We start from the raw sequence: 16,871 nt of genomic DNA on the forward strand, positions 1-16,871 counted from the left end.
TTGTCAGTGGATTGAGTTTACACGATTATATCTTCGTTGCCAGTCCCATCTTCGTTGTCTGACTACTATCGTATAAATTTACGTTATGCGCTATTCTGCATTTCTTTATGAAAGTATTACAGTCGGATAAAGCAATCATGATGAATAGAAAGCTCACCGAATTGCCAATTGACGAGCGCATACAGCTTGTTGAGGATTTATGGGATAGCATCGCGTCTGATCAAAAGATGCTGCGACTTACCACTGAACAAAAGGCTGAACTCGATAGACGTCTAAACGCCTATGAGGTCGATAAAAACCCAGGCCGATCAGCGTTGGAGGCTATCGCAGAAATTCGGCGTAATTTGTGACCTGTGAAGTTCGACTCCGGCCGGAAGCAGAGCAGGATCTGGCAGATGCGGCGGCTTGGTATGAAGAGCAGCGGCAAGGACTGGGTCACAAATTTCTCGATGAAGTGACGACAACGTTATCGAATATTGCAGAAACCCCGCTGGCATACCCGAATGTTCATCGCGGTACAAGACGCGCAGTTATCAGACGGTTTCCTTTTGGTATCTATTTTCAAGTAAAGAAAGCAACAATCATCGTGGTTGCGGTAATGCATGGCAGCCGAAATCCGCATCGGTGGAAAAGTCGAACATAACGTTAAGGCTATGTCATGACTGCAAAGCAAACCACGCTATGAGCCGGTTGTTGAATGCACATAGTTGGGATCAGGTCTGGTATCAAGAAAATAAGTACAGCAAGCGTTATTGATTCTGGATCTGCCCCCTTGATTTGCTTGATTTGAGCGAAGTGATCACAACTCCATGCAATTTTCTGAAGCGCCAAATCATCGGATTGAACCACAAAGCCCATCCTGTTTGGTGTTTTAGCCGGAATACGATGCACCTAGACGGGGATTTTATGTATGACCCCAACTATGTGAAGCGCCGTGGTACGTGATCCGTATGCCCGGTGGTGTGGGAGGAGAAAATCCAAGGTGCCTTCCTATCCCGATTAGGCGCGCGGTTTCTGGATGAAATCGAGCAGTCATTTGACCGCATTGCGCTTGATCCATACTTGTACGGTATGAGTATCGCCAGAATCTTCGCCAGATCATTGGGCAACCGCTTTTCCACTACTACCCGATTTCATCGGTTTAGCCTATAACTTGCCCGGGCAGGAGGCTGACTATACAATGGAACCATTATGGTTCCATTTCAATTAGAAAACTTAGAAACGCCATGCCTACAACCTTAACACTGAAAAATATTCCGGATGATGTGTACGAACGGCTCAAAGTTGCTGCAGAAGTGCACCGCCGCAGCCTCAACAGTGAAATCATTGTGTGCCTTGAGACCGTGCTCATGCCAACCAGAATCTCCCCCGGCGAACGACTGGAGCGCGCCCGTCAGTTACGGGCTGGGCTGAACTCCGAAAAATTTCAGGCATGCGATATTGACGTTATGAAAAGACAGGGGCGCCCATGATCGTCGTGGATTCAAATGTACTGGCTTATTTTTATCTGCCCGGCGAATACACCGCCGCTGCAGAAGCCTTGTTTGAACATGATCCTGATTGGGTAGCACCGGTTTTGTGGCGAAGTGAGTTTCGAAACATTCTGGCCGGGTATTTCAGGCGCGGGAGCCTGACATTCTTGCAGGCATATAATCTCCAGTGTGAGGCAGAGGATTTACTCGCTGGCGCTGAGTATGAAGTGAATTCATTCAGTATTCTGGAGTTGGTGCGTGACAGCGAATGCTCAGCTTATGACTGCGAATTTGTTGCACTGGCAATAAAGCTGGGTGCGAAGCTGGTAACGATGGATGGTAAATTGCTAAGGACGTTTCCAGATATCGCATTTGCACTCTCTGCGAGTCAATGTAGCAGCTAAAAAACCGGTTTATCACCTCGATATCGTTGAAAATAATGGGGGATATCCGTCAAGATCAAGCAAGCGGCGATGACTCCGCCTGTCGCCCTGGAAGAACGTTGGATGAGGTGCTCAAGGTCCATGCCGAGGCACTGGGTATCGAAACGCTGGAGGTTGAGGTCATGAAAGTCTATTCATTCTCTGAGGCCCGGCAAAATTTTGCTGCAGTGCTCGACAATGCTCAGAAGGAGGGTGCGGTTCGGATCATGCGTCGTGATGGGAATCTTTATTATCCAGTCGGTGGGGGATAGCCCTTCGCCGTTGGCGGTAGAAGCTGTACCGCTTGATCTGAGTCGGCGTGAGATCGTTTCTGCGGTTCGTGAGGGACGAGAAAGAGATTGAGTAATAATAGGGGGCACCCGTTAGCCGGCTGGAGTCAGGCGAGTAAAGGAATCCATGGCGGTGCGAGCCGCTGGTTTTGGAACATGCTCTCCGTTTGCAGTAGCCGATACATCCGTTTCTTCAAATCATGGCTGCGACGAATCGCGCCAGACACCTCTTGGGATCAACCCATCAGAATTAAGCGAGCGGCGATGACAACGAAGGCATTGGATTGCTTCACCGGCTTCGCCGTTTCGTAATGGCAATGAGAGACTGGGTTGCTGCGTTGGTCTGCAGCCTCCTCACAAGGACAGCCATTTTGTCATCATGATATGCCAAAAGCACAAAGCAATCTAACCCCTGGATTCAATCTTTCTACATTTGTAGTAATTCCATTCCCAAATCAAAAATGACACGATAATGTAGCGCGGGATGTCAATGCTGCGATTAAGGTTGTGGCAGCCAGGCCGGCAATAGGTGAGCGCAAAAAAGGAGATCTGGCGGAGCTCCTGGTCTATAAATTCCACAGCCAGAATCAATTATATCTGCTCAGCTACAGTATCGATGAGGCTGTGTATCTGGTGTATCTCGAAGCAATCGGACCGCACGAAAATTTCTATCGCGATCTCAAGCATTCGTAAGGAAAGCGGGAAACAATAGGAGAGAGACCACGGTTTCCTGACTGGCTTACCGCTTCATTCTGATGAGAACAGTTATGCCGCGCTGCCTGCATGATCGAGGTCAGGTCGCGAATCAAGAAAATAAGTATAACAAGCGTTATTGATTCTGGATTTTTGACTTGTTGATTTGCTGATAATTCGGGTTGTCGTCATCAAATGATTCTGGAGTAACGGGCGGCGAGCGAAGACATAAGCCTGAAAAGTCAGCGCTCCCTTTGGATTACTCAGTAGATGAGACATAAAGATTGGAGGCAGATCAGAGAAATCTATGAGTGTGGGATTCCTTTATCGAATTAATAGTCAAAATCCCATAATGGGACTAATATTCCTTTATGAGAGTAATTGCTCTGTCTACGTTGAAGGTGTTTTGGGAAAACGACTCGTCTCGTGCAGATGCAATTCAACCAACGCTTGCATGGCACAGACATGCACTGAAGGCTGACTGGTCATCACCTGCGGAGGTCAAAGCAGACTTCAAGAATGCCAGTATCCTTAAAGATGGCAGGGCGGTATTCAATATTGCCGGAAACAAATATCGGCTGGTGGTATGGATTAATTACCCTTATAAAATTGTGTATATCCGATTTATAGGCACCCATGCCCAATATGATCGGATCGATGCGCAAACTATCTGATTCAATGGAGAAGACCATGGATATCAAACCAATCAGAACAGACACCGACTACCGCACAGCACTAAAGGAAGTCGAAATGCTTATGACTGCAGAACCCAACACATCCGAAGGTGACAAACTGGATATTCTGGTAACACTGATCGAAGCCTATGAACAAAAACATTTCCCACTTGATCTGCCTGATCCTGTTGAAGCCATCAAATTTGAAATGGAACAGAAAGGCCTGACTGTAAAAGACCTGGAACCCATGATTGGAAAAAGTAATCGCGTATACGAAGTTCTAAACCGCAAACGTTCCCTGACACTCAGAATGATTCAGAGACTTCACTATGAGCTGGGTATCCCTGCTGAATCTTTAATAAAACGATCTTCATATACACACATTTAGTTTTTTATGGTGCTCTGACCAATAGGTTAAATAAATAAATAAGAATTTTAATTTCTGTTTTTGTTATCACGTTCTTTGCTATCTTAAGAATTATTAGGGACCGGACAGATAGGAAAGTGTCAGCAGCTAGCAAGGCGCTGCTACGGAAAATTTACTCGCTGCCGCTCCCAAATTTCCGCAGAGCACAGCGTTGGCTGCTTCAGGTTGACCGGTGAAATTTGAAAAGTATGATTAATTATCATGCCAATATTTTCAACGTGATCAGGGTCAGGTCGCGAATCAAGAAAATAGTCTAAACAGATCGGCAACAAGAGTAGCGAAGGCACTGGATTGCTTCATCCTTGCAGGATTTCGCAATGAACAGCGGTTGATAGTTGATAAATAACCGCTATTGCATCACACCTCACTTCGCTGTATGGCTTGATTCCAGCGTTATAGCTTAGGATTTGTCATGCAATCGTGATAAAGCTATATCGTAAATTTCATTGCGGTCGCGTTTGCCGATAGCGATGACAGTTACCGTAATAGTTTGATCTTCAACGGAGTATACGAGGCGGTATCCAGGTTGGCGCAATTTGATTTTGTATATGTTTTTGGCCCCAGGCAAAGCTGCTGAATGTACATGAGGATTTTCCAGTCGTTCTTTGAGTTTTTTCTTGAATTGCTCTTTGATGGTATGGCCGAGTTTTTCCCATTCTTTGAGTGCAGATTTTTTGAATTCCAGTTTATAGGTCATCGAGCGAGACCTTGACGCTGGGTTCGTCCATTCGTTCTTTCACGATTTTTAGCAGCTCGATATCATCGAGCAATTCCATCATTGCTTCATAGGCGGCGGCGGGTACGCAATAAAAGGCGGGTTCGTTGTGGTTTAGCACGGCGATTGGCATGCCTTTACCGCTGGCTACTACCTTCATCGGGTTGGCTTTGAGCTCGGATATGCTGGCTGCAATTTCAGTAAGTATTTTATTTGGCATGGCTTTGATCCAAAGAACAGGAATAGTAAAGACTAATTATGGTACTTTAAAATGGTCTCATAAAGCCATAACAATTAAGGTTATGTCGTGGTCGCCCTGAAGTTGGGTTGAAGGTCTGGCGTTTTCACCGGAGAGTGCTGGTGTCGGTACTCAGACCTGAATAACTGGGTAATTTCTGTGGTTTACCCCACGTTCTTCCCATTTTTCGGCCGAATGTGGCCGTGGCGCTGGTCAGCGCGTCTTTTGTCAGTGGACAGGTGTGCACAGTCATTTCTGTTGCCAGTTTCGTCATTTGTTGTCTGATTGCTGTTGGTGAAATACGCTGTCAAATCATCTGCATCGGTTCGCCGCAGTGTGGGCATAGGAACGTCGGCCTGGTAGTGGCGGGCGGTTGTCGCGGTAATGGAAGCTGATCCGGCCGTTGCCGTTCTGATCACCAAAGCGTGATGAGGGTCAGGTTGCGAATCAAGAAAATAAGCCTAGCGTTAATGATAACCATGGTTTGTCTCCGTTTTCCCCGTCATTTTTCTTGTTTGACAGCTAAGATATCAATGCTGATAATGATAGCATTGATGTCAATCTGGGAGATTTCTTATGGCAACGTTGACCATTCGCAATGTGGACGATGTAACCAAACGGTTGCTGCGTATTCGTGCGGCGCAGCATGGGGTGTCAATGGAAGAGGAGGTGCGGCGAATCCTTCGGCAGGAGCTTTCTCGTGCTGGTAGTAGTCAATTCCCATTTGGCCAGCATTTGCTGAGTCGCTTTGCTGAGTCAACAAGCGAAGAGTTTGCTTTGCCCGCACGTCAGGTGCCGCGCACTCCGCCGAGTTGGGATGAGCCAATATGATTTTGCTCGATACCAATGTGCTTTCTGAATTTATGCGTCTGCAACCCGCTACTCAAGTGGTTGTTTGGCTGGACAGGCAGGCGCCCAATGAGATCTGGACAAACGCTGTTAGCCGTGCCGAAATCGAATTAGGCTTGGCACTGATGCCGGAGAGTAAGCGACAGAAAAGTTTAAGCCAGGCCGCCCGGACAATGTTCGATGAGGATTTTGCCGGGCGCTGCCTGCCATTTGATGAAATCGCGGCCAGTTACTATGGGCGTATCGTTTCTACACGGACCCGAATGGGTCGGCCCATCAGCGTGGAGGATGCTCAGATCGCTGCGATTGCGCTGGCATATCGAATGCTCTTATCTACGCGTAATACCGCTGATTTTGAGGACATTGCAGGTTTGAATGTAATTAATCCCTGGGAAACCGAAGCATAAATACCCTTTTTTATACCTGATCAAGCTGTTTTTAAGTTGACAAGTGTTATTGATTCCGGGTTTCGTGGAATTTATCTCTACCTGAGCGCTAATCACCGCTGTTTTTCGCAAGGTTGTGATAGAGGGCTAAATTGTTAGCTACTTCAGGTTGTACTGACAAAATTTAGAAGGTATGATAAATCGTCATACCAAAGTAAGGTGTCGTTATGAGTCAGACCAAAGTAGCTATCACAATCGAAGAAGAGGTGCTTGCCAGAGTGGATGCGCTGGTGAGGCAGCGTGTATTTGCTAACCGCAGCCGTGCGATCCAGGAGGCTGTGCAGGAAAAGCTGGAGCGCATGGATCGTAGCCGTCTGGCCGAGGAATGCGCAAAACTTGATCCTGCCTTTGAAAAGGCAATGGCAGACGAAGGTTTGTCTGAGGAGCTGGTTGCGTGGCCAAAATATTGAGGGGCGAGATCCGGTGGGCTAATCTCAATCCAACTGTTGGTCGAGAGCAATCAGGTGAGCGGCCGATTCTTGTCCTGAGTCAGGATATATTCAATGAGCGGTCCGGAACAGTCATTGCTATGGCGCTCACCAGTCAGGAACAGCGCGCCGGATTTCCGTTGACATACGAAATTCTGAAATCCAGCTTGCCTAAACGCTCCTGGGTAAAGATAAGTCAAATCCGTACACTTTCCACTGAACGCATTGGTAAGAAGATCGGGGCGATTGCTCCTGAAGAGCTTGCGCAGATTGTTGAAGGTTTAAATGAAATTATCGGCAGCTAGAAATAATAGGGGACAGGCCGAGAATGAAGAAAATAAGATAACAAGTGTTATTGATTCTGGACCTGATCCTTTGATTTCTGATTTCCTCCTGCTCCGGGGTCAGCTTGCCGTTACCCCTGAATGCCTGTCCGTTGCTATCTTCCCGATACTCCTTGATCCAGTGCCAGACTAACAGCGTCCAGTTTGAACTCTTTTGAATACTGCTTCCTTGTGATCATCTCCTGACTGCAGTGTACAGATCTATTGAACCACATCATTCCGAACCGATGACGCGGGCTGCATACCCTCAATTATGTCTTTTTACAAGTTATGTTAATAGGTGCTATAAACTGGTCTAAATCATTTTGGAGGCAGTCATGACAATCAAATTCTCTGAAGATGTAATTCCCCTTGCAGATTTAAAAGTCAATCCTGGTCGCGTTGTAAGCCGAGTTAAAGAAACTCGCAGACCTGTTCTTTTAACCAGTCGTGGCCGAGGTGTGGCTGTAGTGCAAGACCTCGATGAATATGAAAAGAGCCAGGAAGAGCTGGCTTTTGTCAAAGCGGTTGCCCAAGGTCTTATGGACATCAAAGAGGGCAATACCATGTCATTGTCTGAGGCGAAAAAGCGTTTAGGCATCGAATGAAAGTCAGCATTTCCAATTCTGCTTTTAATGACCTGGAAACCATGATCAGTTATTACACTGCAGAAGGTGTTCCTGATGTTGGTTTCAAATTTGCCCAAGAAATAATCGAGCATATTCAGATTTTGGCCGACCATCCGGATATGGGCAGAATAGTGCCTGAGTTCCAACTCTCCCATATCCGGGAAATTATCTTTGCTCCTTTCAGGATGATTTATCTGAGGGAAAAAAGCGCCATAAAAGTGATCCGTATTTGGCGCAGCGAGCGACCGCTTGTTTTACCAACTGAAACCTGAATAAAACTAAAAGTATAAAAGAAAAGCGCCGGTTTCCCGGCGCCTGAGTCTTTGTTTCACTTATGGTTATTTTGTTATCTGTTTCTGATCAGACCAGTTTACGGCGGCGGCTCAACCCCAGTCCCAGTAACCCGGCCCCAAACAGCAACATGCTGGCCGGTTCAGGAATATCGACTTCTGTTGGGGGCTGCGTAGGGATATCACGCAGATCCCGAACCAGCAGATCAAAATTGGAAAGGCCGGGGGGGTTTCCTCCATTATTTGTAAATGTTATCTGGAAAGTACCCGCATTAGAAGTCTCAACTGTTCTGTCATCGAAAAAATAAAAGCTGTTATTACTTCCACCATGCATGTGAACCACGAAATCCATCATGAACGGGAGAGACAGCCCTGAATCTGGAGTAAGATCAGCAACTGTCAACGTCCATGCAGCAGGATTGGGCTGGCCATTCTGATCGTTAGCGGCCGCAAGTGTGAAGCTGAAACCACCATAACTAGCAGCACCAGTACCAGTACCGTTGTTATCTCTTACCAGAAAATTCCAGCCATTTCCTATGCTCATCGTTGTTCCACTCTCGGTTATCCAACCTGAAGTGTGACTATTAACAAAACTTTCGATAGAGCCCGGGCTTTGGTCAGAAATTTTATTGGGATCATTATTGTTGCCTTTCTGATTTTCTACGGGGCCATAATAAGCGTCTGCTGATTGAAGATGGTTCATGTCTGGACCAAACTTTACATCATTAACTGACGGGGTTGCATTTGCCGTGGTAACAGCAAACGCCAGCATCGTGCCTGCAATACTCGTAGTCCAGTGTGCCAATTTCATTTTTCTCCAGATTGTCTTTATTTATTGGTGCTATTACGTAATGTAAATGTGTGAGCATATATAAGCACAAAACATGCCAATATATTATGTTGTTGTTTATAAACATCCTTATACGCTATAAGCCTGGCTTCAATATAACACTGTCAATTTTCCCGACAAAAAAACGCCCTGTGGAAACAGGGCGTTTGAGAATGGAGATGAAGAAGTTTACTAATTTCTTACCGTGACTGTTCTGCTGGTGGCATCCCCTTTGGCATTGAATGCTTCTGCCGTGACGGTGATATTACTATTTTTGGGGATCGCACTGGTATTCCAGCGATAACTCAACGAGTTACCGTTAGCAGCGGCGATAATGCCGCCATTGATTTTCAGGTTGATTTTGCGGGTGTTCCTGTCGGCAGTTACCCTGATATTCTGGTTACGGCTGACGTTCTGCCCATCCCTGAGGTTGAATGAGTTGATTTGCGGCAGTGGTTCGGTATTTGTAGTAGTGCCGGTATTTTTTACACTGACAGCTACCGGAGAGGAAGCACCTTGGTTGCCGGCAGCATCAAAGGCATACGCTACCAGCGTATAGTTGCCATCTGCCAGTGATTTGGTATCCCAGACAAAACTGGAGCCGGTACCTTCCATCACTTTTTTACCATTGACGTGTAGCTCCGTGCGTACCACTCCAATGTTGTCGGAAGAATTGACATTGACTGGCACACTGCCTAAGACGACGGCTCCACCGGCAGGGGAGGTAATGCTGATCGTCGGCGGGGTGGTATCGGCCACAGTATTTTTTACCGTGACATTCACAGTGGAAGAAGTGCCCTGGTTGCCGGCGGCATCGAAGGCATATGCGACCAGCGTATAGCTGCCGTTAGCCAGTGTCGTGGTATCCCAGGCGAAGGCGAAAGGTGGTTGAGTATCTTCGATTGTTTTGCGGCCGTTGACGTACAGATCCACCCGCACCACGCCCTTGTTGTCGGAATAATTGACATCTACCGGAACGCTGCCAGAGACTGTTCCACCAGTGGGGGAAGCAATGCTGATCAGCGGTGCCGTTCTGTCTACGCTGATGCGTGCGTGGGCAGCATTGACCGCACTGGCGGCATTGATACGGCCATGGCCGTAATATTGGTCATATCCGGCGTTGCCAAGGTCTTGCGCAGTAGCGGTCAGCATCTGGTCGATATCCGTCGGAGCAAGATCCGGGTTGATGGAAAACAGCAATGCAGCAGCTGCCGCTACGATCGGGCTGGAGAAGGATGTGCCGGAGACATAGCCGTAACCACCACCGCGTATCGTGGTATAGATGCTCACACCGGGGGCTGCCACATCGACATAAGGCCCGTAGCTGGACCAGCTGGCACGGGCATCTTTGCTGTCCGTAGCTGAAGCAACGATGATGGCGTTACTGGCGGGAAAATTGTTCAATCCACCGGAATTACCCGCGGACATGACTACCACTCCACCCTTGCTGCGCATGTAATTGGCAGCTGACTGGACAGTCAGGCTTTCTGCACCGCCGTAGCTGATATTGGCTATTCTGGCGCCGTTGTCTGCCGCCCAGCGGATACCTTTGGCCATGTCGCTCAAGTATGCACGGCCATCCGGCATGGAAATACGCACCGGCAGAATGCGTGCATTCCAGGCCAATCCGGAACTGCCGGCACCGTTATTGGCGACTGCGGCTGCCGTGCCGGCCACTTTGGTACCGTGGCCGTAGATATCACTGGTATCGGTATTATTGTCATACGCATTCCAGCCGGGAAGCATGTTGGCGGCCAGATCAGGGTGAGTGCCATCCACACCGGTATCCAGAATCGCGATGGTGATACCGTCACCGGTCGCAATATCCCAGGCGGCAGGCGCCTGAATTTTAGGCAGTGCCCAACTGTTGCCAAAAGCGGGGTCAGTGACGACTTGAGCAGGTTCAACCAGCCTGTCCAGCTCTACCGCCTTGAAGCGCCGGTCTTTCTTGAGTTTGTCCAATACTTTGACTTCATCCACGCCATCGGGCAGTTCGTAGACGTGAGCATTCAGTCCGTTGAGCCTGCGTCTGGATTTCACGCCATATGGTTTGGTGGCTTTATCGAATTCCATCGTAGTCAAACCGGCACGGGGAATGACCAGCAAGCGGCCTTTCGCCCAGCGGGATGAAACAGTTTTACCAGCAGATTCCGATCTGGCAGCTGCCCGGGTTTCTTTGCTCGAATTGGCGTAGCCGCTGCCGGAAAAGGCGATCAGCAGAATCAGGAGAAATGGAAAGCTGAAAGAACGGTGAAAAACACTGGCAATACCATCATGAAAAGTAGAGTGAAAGAGTGAGCAAACTGGTTTTGCATTTGCCATGCACGGCTCCTTGAGAAGATGGGTTATAGAAAGCCGACTCATCAGCACGCATGCCCGAATGGAAAATCGGATGCGAACTTCGGCAGTCCCGCTTTCCTGATCATGGATCAGGACCGGAAACTTTGCGCCCCCGCCTTACGACAGGTTAGCCTTTGTCGGTTACAACATGATGCTGGTATGGATACGGCAGGATTGTTCTGAATCTTTACGGCACTGGTTTCGAGTAACTCACGTGATTCGAGATCTCAGAAAATTCTGGTACAGGTTTCCCCTTTGGCTGATACAGCGCAGCTCTGATATGACGGCTGCTTGCTGTCACTCTTAAAATAGTGTGGAATATGGCATATGGAAAACGAACGAAAATATAGCATCAAGGTGGAAGTACGCACAATTTATTTACCAGATCAGTCTGATCCCGAGGCGGAGCGGTACGTGTTTGCTTATACCATTACGATCAACAATACCGGCAGTGTGGCTTCACAACTGGTGAGCCGCCACTGGATCATCACCAGCGGGGATGGCGTTACGCGTGAAGTGCGCGGGCTGGGCGTAGTCGGCGAGCAACCCTTGCTCAAACCCGGTGAAACCTTTGAATATACCAGCGGAACTGCGATTTCATCGATTGCCGGTTCGATGAAGGGCTCCTATCAGATGGTGGCTGAAGACGGTTTTCATTTTTCGGTGGAAATTCCTGAATTCATCCTGAGCGTGCCGCGCGTGCTGCACTGATCTGCAGAACATGCCTCCAGATGCCACGCTCCACGGCACCCTGTACCTGATCCCGACTCCCCTGGGTGAAGGCGATCTCGCCTGGATACTGCCGGCTGAAGTCCGGCAGCAAGTCAGCCTGCTGGAGCGTTTTATCGTCGAACATCCCAAAACAGCTCGCCATTTCCTCAAGCAGATAAATCCGCTGCGGGCGATACAAACTCTCAAGTTGGAAGTGCTGGATGAACATACCCCTGCAGGTGAAGTTGAGGCACTGTTGGCGCCACTGCTCGCCGGAGAGGATGTCGGCTTGCTTTCCGAAGCGGGTTGTCCGGCAATTGCCGACCCCGGAGGCGCACTCGTCCGGATGGCACATCAAAAGAAAGTCCGGGTGGTGCCATTCGTCGGCCCTTCTTCGATTTTGCTGGCATTGATGGCTTCCGGGCTGAATGGTCAGCGTTTCCATTTCCATGGCTATCTGCCGGTTGCATCGGACATACGAAATAAAGAGATTGCCCGATTGGAACAAACATCCATCACAGCAGATGAAACCCAGATCTTCATCGAAACCCCCTACCGCAACCAGAAACTGCTGGAAGCGCTGGTGCAGCAATGCCATACGGAAACAGATTTATGTGTAGCCTGCAATCTGACCCAGGCAGATGAATACGTATCAACAAAATCGATTGGCGAGTGGCGTGCAGGCAACTGGCCTGATCTGCAAAAAAAGCCGACCGTCTTTCTGCTGCACGGACAGAAGCAATCGAGAAAATTTTGAGCCAGAAGCCGGTGCGAGCTATGCTTTCGTTTCGATTATTGCGCAGTTGCGCCATGCTCACTTCATCATCGCGAGTCACGCAGTGACGCGGCGATCCAGAAACCCTGCACTCAACTGCTTTGCCACGGGTTATTCAGAGTGAACTGTTTATTCTGAACAGATGGCGTGAATGCTGTTTTACTTTGATGGAATCGAAGCGATTCAGCAGGTTGCCAAATCGTGCAATTTTCTGTTCGATCTGTTCAACCGGAATTTCGGGAAAACGGTGATCGTGGTAAGAAAGTCGGTTCGGTCCGGGGCGGCGCATATTTAGCTGGGTCAGCGTGGCTTTGAGGTTTGCAAGTGCCCATCCTGCCAGATACACCGGAGCAGTGCTTGCCGGTGGTTGGGACTGACTGTAGCCACTTTCTTCCAGAACATCGACGATACGTTCACATGCGAGACGATCGTTCTGTGCCGCCAGATAGTAATCGATGAGTGTCTTGCGTTCTTCGCCTCCCGGAGCGCCCAGATCGCCGTTCAGAATTCGGGACAGGGTATCCTGGAGCTCGCTGAAATTGAATGACTGATAACTCAGCCGGGTAGGCAGGCCCTGGAAATCGTAGTCGTAATATTCATTGAAGGTTGCAAGATAGGAAATGGCCGGAACTCCCAGAGCATAGGCTTCCAGGCCAGTCGTGCAGCCGTTGTGCACCATGGTTTTCGAAGCCAGAAGCCAGGGGATGACGTTGCCTTCATTCGTGACCTTTACGCGCTGGCATCGAGCAGCGATATCGTGATAAACCTGAAAATTTTCACTTGGATGAGGCCGTACCACGATCGTGACATCCGGGAATGCCTGCTCCAGCGCCGGGATGAGCTGCCTGAAATCTTCCAGTATGGCTTTCTTGTGGTGCCACAGGCCTTCGGCAAATTCTTCGCTCATACCGATCCCGGCTTGTCCGCGCCGGGATTTTTTATCTCCATCCTTTGCCGGAATGAACAGGCCGATATTGGGGATGAAAGGATTGACGTCGGTGAAATTGGTATTGATCAGAATGAAATCACCGTAAAGATTGCGTAGACGTTCTACTTCTGCCGCAAAATAGGCGCGCATTTCCGGCCGCAGGATATCTCCACGTGGATTTCCGGTCAGGTGAACAGGCAGATTTTCCGGAAACTGCGGATAGTGTTGAAGCAGATCGACGTTTTCCTGACCCCAGGCAAAAATATGGGAAACATTCCTGATCGTAGTGGGAGAGAGTCGCAATGTGTAATAAGTGTCGGCTGGCGGGTGAACCAGCGCTTCCTCTTCCCAGGCAACGATTTCGTGCCCGAGCATCCGAATGATCCTGAACATGGAATTACTCAGGCTGCGCATACTCTTTGCCAGATAGATGCCGCGTGGCAGTGATGCGATTTCAAAATGAACGAAGGCACGTGAGCCGATGATCACCGGAAACCCGCGCTCAGCCGCTACGCAAGCCAGCAGGAGCTTTGCATCCAGTTCGCGTACCTGGTTTTCGACGGGAATGATCAGGGTTGAAGCAGAAGTAGCAGCCATGTTCGGTCAGATCGGAATAGGTTGGCAGTAAGAAGCGCGGGAAACCAGCAGGCGATTTACTCGGGGAATTGCGTCATTATTAAATATTCGAGAGTCAAAGGGAACAATTATTGCCAGTCCTGAACCCGCGTTGAATTGAACTGGCTGCCTCGTCGACGTTTTTCAGAGGTTCCCTAGAGGCTCGTTTTCTCCAGAAATGCCAATGCCGACCAGAATCCTTCTCCCTTATTTTTGTGACCCTGCCAGATTTCAGGTATGAACTGTACTCCGGGGGAAAATTGGTTCAACTGATCACGCAGCAAGGTGAAATCCACGTCACCATGGCCGATCTGAACTCCTTCACCATCCACTCCCTTGGCATCGACTATATGCAGATGGATGGTATGCGGCAGCACCTTCTTGAGAAACGTATTGAAATCCCACTGGTAATAGTTGCAGGCCATCATGGAATGTGAAACATCGAGGCAGATACGATGGCCGGTTTTTTCGCAGAATGCCGCGATTTCATCCGGGTCGACAAACAGGTTATGGTGGCTCTGCCCCCCAAAGTGCCAGGGAAAAGGGGGCATGGTCTGAATAGCCAGTTGAACAGTACTCAAGTCGATTTCATCCAGTGCTTTGGCTACTTTGTCATAAAGTTTCGTACGTGCTTCAACCGGCAGGAAATTCTGTGGCGTCCAGCCTCCGGCATTGAGTACCAGTACCGGTTTCGGTGTCGCCGGGAAATACTGGCGCAACTCGGCAGCTACAGCCACCGTGCGTTTCAATTCGGCAATGGAATGCGCCTGATAATCCGCATCATGGCTTGCCAGATCGAGAATATGGTCACCAGCGAACAGCTCCGGGCTGTGCACGGCATAACCGATCGACAGCGGATCAGAGAAATAGTCAGACAGCTTTACGTCCAGATCGTGGTAGCTCAGATGAAACTCGACAAAGTCGATTTTCATTCCCTCGATCAGCGTGCGGTAATCGTGATAGCGTGCCGGGATCCCGTAAGGGCGTGAAAAGACATAGTGCTGTTTTTTGACTGATTTCGGGGTGATATCCGTTTCAAAGAACAAATCTCCGGCCTTGAAATCGCGCTGTGCCACCTTACCTGCCAGCTCATCGATACGATTGGGTTGCAGACCCTGCCCGGGGCTTTTCACTGTGATCATACTGCGCCTGATAAGCTGCCCTTGCGAAAGATCGCAATTGATTACCAGGCTTTTGGCCAGATTTTCACGATTGATCATTTCCCCTTGTGTGAGTGAGCGCTCACCGCCTTGTCCCAGGGCTTCCTCGATGTTACGAATCTGCCGCACCATTTCTGCAAATTCTTCTGGCAGCAGGCTGACTTTGTGGTCGTTGCCTTCCATACTGCGATCGACAGTGAAATGTTTTTCCACGATGCGGGCTCCAAGGGCAACGGCGGCCAGCGGTACCGCAAACCCGCGTTCGTGACCGGAATAACCCACTACCGTGCCTGCCAATTGTTTCAAGTGCGGCAGGTAATTGAGGTTTACATCCTTGAAGGGAGCAGGGTAGGTCGAGTTACAGTGCAGCAAGGCAAAGGGAGCTCCCAGTCGGCGCAATAAATCTATTGAACCTTTGATTTCTGCTTCTGAACTCATTCCGGTGGAGCAGAGCAATGGTTTGCCCGTTTTCGCCAGAGTCTCCAGCATTTCGTAGTTGGTGAAATCAGCCGAAGCCACTTTAAAGGCTTCCAGTCCGTATTCATCCAGTACATGGGCACTTACCAGATCCCAGGGTGTGCACAGGGGCAAAATATCCTGCTGCCTGCAGTAATCGAATACCTGACAAAGCTCGTCATGGCTCAGCTGGAATTTATTGAGCAGATCCAGCGTGTATTGTGATCCGAGGTCATAACCCGCTTCCGCATTCCTGCCTTGATTCGAGTACAGGGAGGAAAGATCCCGCATCTGGAATTTGACACAATCCGCTCCAGCTTCCACTGCCAGATTCACCAGTTCTTTCGCAAGGCCGATATCGCCGTTGTGGTTGTTACCGACTTCGGCGATGATGAATGCGGGATTCTGGTCGGCAATCAGGAAGTCCCCGATCTGAAGTCCTGTGGCTGATTTTCGCGCCAGGGCGACAAAACGTCCCTGTTCGTCGATCAGCGGAATGATGTCGCGTTTGTGATCAAAATAATCGGCAATTTGATGTTGAGATTCGGTAACCGGCCGAGCAATGAAATTACGGTTCATCACGTGATCGACCGGCAGATTCAGATTGAATTCGGTTGCCTGAGTCATCCAGCGTCGTACATCACCATCGCTGACCGCCCCGATCAATACCCCGTTATCCTGTACGACGAAAACGATGCGGGACTGGTTGTCATTGATGCGTTTCAGAGCATCGAGGATACTGTCTCCGGAAAAAACCAGATGATCCTTGATCTTTTTTTCAATGCGCATGCTGCAATCCTGTTTGATGGAGGTAATTATTGCCGGGTGTGTATGACAGGAATATAAAAATTCATACCCTGGAATGTGTCAATGTTGTCTAGGGTCGGTGTGGCGCGCTTATCGCTTATGAATGTGCCCATGCCTTATACCATTGTTTCGTTGCCTCGGCGGATGTTTTGCTCATGTCCTGATTGCGGTAATCCTGGTTTGAATAAGCGTGCTGAACTGTAAACAGTTTGCAGGGTTTATGTGCATCCGGCGTGCTTAAACAGTTTGCAGGGTTTATGTGCATCCGGCGTGCTTAAACAGTAGAATTGTCTGTCATTTTTACCATGTGCCGGCCGGAAGAGCTGGTGACCGGTTTGCAAAATGCTGATTTGC

General features: G+C 49.1%; 22 protein-coding genes, 2 pseudogenes and 1 riboswitch. Of the genes and pseudogenes, 16 read left to right on the forward strand and 8 right to left on the reverse strand.

Features of this window, described 5'->3' with window-relative positions:
* Positions 1-107 precede the first annotated feature (107 nt).
* The 8 genes and pseudogenes from HRU73_RS02390 (at position 108) to HRU73_RS02425 (ending at position 3,939) form a co-directional block, all read left to right on the forward strand.
* Positions 108-350 (forward strand): addiction module protein, encoded by a 243-nt coding sequence (locus HRU73_RS02390; protein ID WP_011112156.1) that lies wholly within the window; start codon positions 108-110, stop codon positions 348-350.
* Positions 347-643, forward strand: coding sequence for a type II toxin-antitoxin system RelE/ParE family toxin (locus HRU73_RS02395; RefSeq protein WP_287399305.1), 297 nt, complete (start codon positions 347-349; stop codon positions 641-643). Before HRU73_RS02390 ends, HRU73_RS02395 begins: the two co-directional genes overlap by 4 nt.
* Before the next feature lie 583 nt (positions 644-1,226).
* Positions 1,227-1,472, forward strand: a complete 246-nt coding sequence (locus HRU73_RS02400) for a FitA-like ribbon-helix-helix domain-containing protein (protein WP_287399307.1) — start codon at positions 1,227-1,229, stop codon at positions 1,470-1,472.
* Positions 1,469-1,876: a type II toxin-antitoxin system VapC family toxin gene (locus HRU73_RS02405; protein ID WP_287399308.1), complete on the forward strand. Its 408-nt coding sequence runs from the start codon at positions 1,469-1,471 to the stop codon at positions 1,874-1,876. Before HRU73_RS02400 ends, HRU73_RS02405 begins: the two co-directional genes overlap by 4 nt.
* 98 nt (positions 1,877-1,974) lie before the next feature.
* Positions 1,975-2,166, forward strand: a complete 192-nt coding sequence (locus HRU73_RS02410; protein ID WP_287399310.1) for a type II toxin-antitoxin system Phd/YefM family antitoxin — start codon at positions 1,975-1,977, stop codon at positions 2,164-2,166.
* Positions 2,167-2,661: 495 nt separating this feature from the next.
* Positions 2,662-2,877: pseudogene (locus HRU73_RS02415) on the forward strand (type II toxin-antitoxin system RelE/ParE family toxin); the annotation flags it as partial.
* A 371-nt stretch (positions 2,878-3,248) separates the two neighbouring features.
* On the forward strand, positions 3,249-3,551 hold the full coding sequence (locus HRU73_RS02420) for a type II toxin-antitoxin system HigB family toxin (protein ID WP_276677514.1): 303 nt from the start codon (positions 3,249-3,251) through the stop codon (positions 3,549-3,551).
* A 16-nt stretch (positions 3,552-3,567) separates the two neighbouring features.
* Complete coding sequence (locus tag HRU73_RS02425) at positions 3,568-3,939, forward strand: helix-turn-helix domain-containing protein (RefSeq protein WP_287399313.1); 372 nt, start codon at positions 3,568-3,570, stop codon at positions 3,937-3,939.
* A 439-nt stretch (positions 3,940-4,378) separates the two neighbouring features.
* Here HRU73_RS02425 and HRU73_RS02430 read toward each other — a convergent pair whose 3' ends face one another.
* From HRU73_RS02430 to HRU73_RS02440, 3 genes are all read right to left on the reverse strand, one after another.
* Positions 4,379-4,675, reverse strand: a complete 297-nt coding sequence (locus tag HRU73_RS02430; protein ID WP_011112148.1) for a type II toxin-antitoxin system RelE family toxin — start codon at positions 4,673-4,675, stop codon at positions 4,379-4,381.
* Positions 4,665-4,913 (reverse strand): type II toxin-antitoxin system Phd/YefM family antitoxin, encoded by a 249-nt coding sequence (locus HRU73_RS02435; RefSeq protein WP_011112147.1) that lies wholly within the window; start codon positions 4,911-4,913, stop codon positions 4,665-4,667. The genes HRU73_RS02430 and HRU73_RS02435 overlap by 11 nt, the downstream gene beginning before the upstream one ends.
* A gap of 124 nt (positions 4,914-5,037) precedes the next feature.
* On the reverse strand, positions 5,038-5,205 hold the full coding sequence (locus HRU73_RS02440) for a hypothetical protein (protein WP_281870976.1): 168 nt from the start codon (positions 5,203-5,205) through the stop codon (positions 5,038-5,040).
* Positions 5,206-5,507: 302 nt separating this feature from the next.
* On the opposite strand from HRU73_RS02440, the gene HRU73_RS02445 reads away from it, so the two are divergent.
* The 4 genes from HRU73_RS02445 to HRU73_RS02460 all read left to right on the forward strand — a co-directional run bounded on the left by HRU73_RS02445 (position 5,508) and on the right by HRU73_RS02460 (position 6,959).
* Complete coding sequence (locus HRU73_RS02445; RefSeq protein WP_287399316.1) at positions 5,508-5,762, forward strand: FitA-like ribbon-helix-helix domain-containing protein; 255 nt, start codon at positions 5,508-5,510, stop codon at positions 5,760-5,762.
* Positions 5,759-6,187: a type II toxin-antitoxin system VapC family toxin gene (locus HRU73_RS02450; RefSeq protein WP_281870975.1), complete on the forward strand. Its 429-nt coding sequence runs from the start codon at positions 5,759-5,761 to the stop codon at positions 6,185-6,187. Before HRU73_RS02445 ends, HRU73_RS02450 begins: the two co-directional genes overlap by 4 nt.
* A gap of 206 nt (positions 6,188-6,393) precedes the next feature.
* The gene (locus HRU73_RS02455) at positions 6,394-6,636 is read left to right on the forward strand and encodes a CopG family ribbon-helix-helix protein (protein ID WP_011112144.1); all 243 of its coding nucleotides are present in this window, start codon (positions 6,394-6,396) and stop codon (positions 6,634-6,636) included.
* Entirely contained in the window at positions 6,621-6,959 is a 339-nt protein-coding gene (locus HRU73_RS02460; protein WP_011112143.1) for a type II toxin-antitoxin system PemK/MazF family toxin, read from the forward strand. The genes HRU73_RS02455 and HRU73_RS02460 overlap by 16 nt, the downstream gene beginning before the upstream one ends.
* A gap of 55 nt (positions 6,960-7,014) precedes the next feature.
* Here HRU73_RS02460 and HRU73_RS02465 read toward each other — a convergent pair.
* Positions 7,015-7,177 (reverse strand): annotated as a pseudogene (locus HRU73_RS02465) (transposase); the annotation flags it as partial.
* Positions 7,178-7,315: 138 nt separating this feature from the next.
* On the opposite strand from HRU73_RS02465, the gene HRU73_RS02470 reads away from it, so the two are divergent.
* Together HRU73_RS02470 and HRU73_RS02475 are read left to right on the forward strand one after the other, a co-directional pair.
* Complete coding sequence (locus HRU73_RS02470; RefSeq protein ID WP_041356785.1) at positions 7,316-7,585, forward strand: type II toxin-antitoxin system Phd/YefM family antitoxin; 270 nt, start codon at positions 7,316-7,318, stop codon at positions 7,583-7,585.
* Positions 7,582-7,878: a type II toxin-antitoxin system RelE/ParE family toxin gene (locus HRU73_RS02475; RefSeq protein ID WP_287399317.1), complete on the forward strand. Its 297-nt coding sequence runs from the start codon at positions 7,582-7,584 to the stop codon at positions 7,876-7,878. The genes HRU73_RS02470 and HRU73_RS02475 overlap by 4 nt, the downstream gene beginning before the upstream one ends.
* An 88-nt stretch (positions 7,879-7,966) precedes the next feature.
* On the opposite strand, the gene HRU73_RS02480 is transcribed toward HRU73_RS02475, so the two are convergent.
* Together HRU73_RS02480 and HRU73_RS02485 are read right to left on the reverse strand one after the other, a co-directional pair.
* The gene (locus HRU73_RS02480; RefSeq protein ID WP_287399318.1) at positions 7,967-8,707 is read right to left on the reverse strand and encodes a PEP-CTERM sorting domain-containing protein; all 741 of its coding nucleotides are present in this window, start codon (positions 8,705-8,707) and stop codon (positions 7,967-7,969) included.
* A gap of 210 nt (positions 8,708-8,917) precedes the next feature.
* A complete protein-coding gene (locus tag HRU73_RS02485) occupies positions 8,918-11,047 on the reverse strand; it encodes a S8 family serine peptidase (RefSeq protein WP_287399319.1) in 2,130 nt (709 codons plus the stop codon).
* A 78-nt stretch (positions 11,048-11,125) separates the two neighbouring features.
* A riboswitch (cyclic di-GMP riboswitch) is annotated at positions 11,126-11,208 on the reverse strand.
* Between the two features lie 184 nt (positions 11,209-11,392).
* Here HRU73_RS02485 and apaG point away from each other — a divergent pair.
* On the forward strand, positions 11,393-11,776 hold the full coding sequence (gene apaG, locus HRU73_RS02490; RefSeq protein WP_011112137.1) for a Co2+/Mg2+ efflux facilitator ApaG/CorD: 384 nt from the start codon (positions 11,393-11,395) through the stop codon (positions 11,774-11,776).
* 10 nt (positions 11,777-11,786) lie between these two features.
* Positions 11,787-12,533 (forward strand): SAM-dependent methyltransferase, encoded by a 747-nt coding sequence (locus HRU73_RS02495; RefSeq protein WP_276817818.1) that lies wholly within the window; start codon positions 11,787-11,789, stop codon positions 12,531-12,533.
* 133 nt (positions 12,534-12,666) lie between these two features.
* Here HRU73_RS02495 and HRU73_RS02500 read toward each other — a convergent pair whose 3' ends face one another.
* Positions 12,667-14,076 carry a surface carbohydrate biosynthesis protein gene (locus HRU73_RS02500; protein WP_287399320.1) on the reverse strand — a complete coding sequence of 470 codons (1,410 nt, stop codon included), beginning with the start codon at positions 14,074-14,076 and terminating at the stop codon, positions 12,667-12,669.
* A 173-nt stretch (positions 14,077-14,249) separates the two neighbouring features.
* Positions 14,250-16,499 (reverse strand): N-acetylneuraminate synthase family protein, encoded by a 2,250-nt coding sequence (locus HRU73_RS02505; protein WP_287399322.1) that lies wholly within the window; start codon positions 16,497-16,499, stop codon positions 14,250-14,252.
* Positions 16,500-16,871: the final 372 nt, after the last annotated feature.

It is taken from the genome of Nitrosomonas sp. H1_AOB3 (assembly GCF_015709435.1).
GTDB lineage: Bacteria > Pseudomonadota > Gammaproteobacteria > Burkholderiales > Nitrosomonadaceae > Nitrosomonas > Nitrosomonas europaea.

What these genes read in the sequence shown, in the direction of transcription:
- HRU73_RS02505 (WP_287399322.1), bottom strand. Translation starts at nt 16,499, where the DNA reads ATGCGCATTGAAAAAAAGATCAAGGATCATCTGGTTTTTTCCGGAGAC.
- HRU73_RS02485 (WP_287399319.1), bottom strand. Translation starts at nt 11,047, where the DNA reads ATGGCAAATGCAAAACCAGTTTGCTCACTCTTTCACTCTACTTTTCAT.
- HRU73_RS02430 (WP_011112148.1), bottom strand. Translation starts at nt 4,675, where the DNA reads ATGACCTATAAACTGGAATTCAAAAAATCTGCACTCAAAGAATGGGAA.
- HRU73_RS02450 (WP_281870975.1), top strand. Translation starts at nt 5,759, where the DNA reads ATGATTTTGCTCGATACCAATGTGCTTTCTGAATTTATGCGTCTGCAA.
- HRU73_RS02440 (WP_281870976.1), bottom strand. Translation starts at nt 5,205, where the DNA reads ATGACGAAACTGGCAACAGAAATGACTGTGCACACCTGTCCACTGACA.
- HRU73_RS02405 (WP_287399308.1), top strand. Translation starts at nt 1,469, where the DNA reads ATGATCGTCGTGGATTCAAATGTACTGGCTTATTTTTATCTGCCCGGC.
- HRU73_RS02500 (WP_287399320.1), bottom strand. Translation starts at nt 14,076, where the DNA reads ATGGCTGCTACTTCTGCTTCAACCCTGATCATTCCCGTCGAAAACCAG.
- HRU73_RS02495 (WP_276817818.1), top strand. Translation starts at nt 11,787, where the DNA reads ATGCCTCCAGATGCCACGCTCCACGGCACCCTGTACCTGATCCCGACT.
- HRU73_RS02475 (WP_287399317.1), top strand. Translation starts at nt 7,582, where the DNA reads ATGAAAGTCAGCATTTCCAATTCTGCTTTTAATGACCTGGAAACCATG.
- HRU73_RS02420 (WP_276677514.1), top strand. Translation starts at nt 3,249, where the DNA reads ATGAGAGTAATTGCTCTGTCTACGTTGAAGGTGTTTTGGGAAAACGAC.
- apaG (WP_011112137.1), top strand. Translation starts at nt 11,393, where the DNA reads ATGGAAAACGAACGAAAATATAGCATCAAGGTGGAAGTACGCACAATT.
- HRU73_RS02455 (WP_011112144.1), top strand. Translation starts at nt 6,394, where the DNA reads ATGAGTCAGACCAAAGTAGCTATCACAATCGAAGAAGAGGTGCTTGCC.
- HRU73_RS02435 (WP_011112147.1), bottom strand. Translation starts at nt 4,913, where the DNA reads ATGCCAAATAAAATACTTACTGAAATTGCAGCCAGCATATCCGAGCTC.
- HRU73_RS02400 (WP_287399307.1), top strand. Translation starts at nt 1,227, where the DNA reads ATGCCTACAACCTTAACACTGAAAAATATTCCGGATGATGTGTACGAA.
- HRU73_RS02470 (WP_041356785.1), top strand. Translation starts at nt 7,316, where the DNA reads ATGACAATCAAATTCTCTGAAGATGTAATTCCCCTTGCAGATTTAAAA.
- HRU73_RS02425 (WP_287399313.1), top strand. Translation starts at nt 3,568, where the DNA reads ATGGATATCAAACCAATCAGAACAGACACCGACTACCGCACAGCACTA.
- HRU73_RS02480 (WP_287399318.1), bottom strand. Translation starts at nt 8,707, where the DNA reads ATGAAATTGGCACACTGGACTACGAGTATTGCAGGCACGATGCTGGCG.
- HRU73_RS02445 (WP_287399316.1), top strand. Translation starts at nt 5,508, where the DNA reads ATGGCAACGTTGACCATTCGCAATGTGGACGATGTAACCAAACGGTTG.
- HRU73_RS02390 (WP_011112156.1), top strand. Translation starts at nt 108, where the DNA reads ATGAAAGTATTACAGTCGGATAAAGCAATCATGATGAATAGAAAGCTC.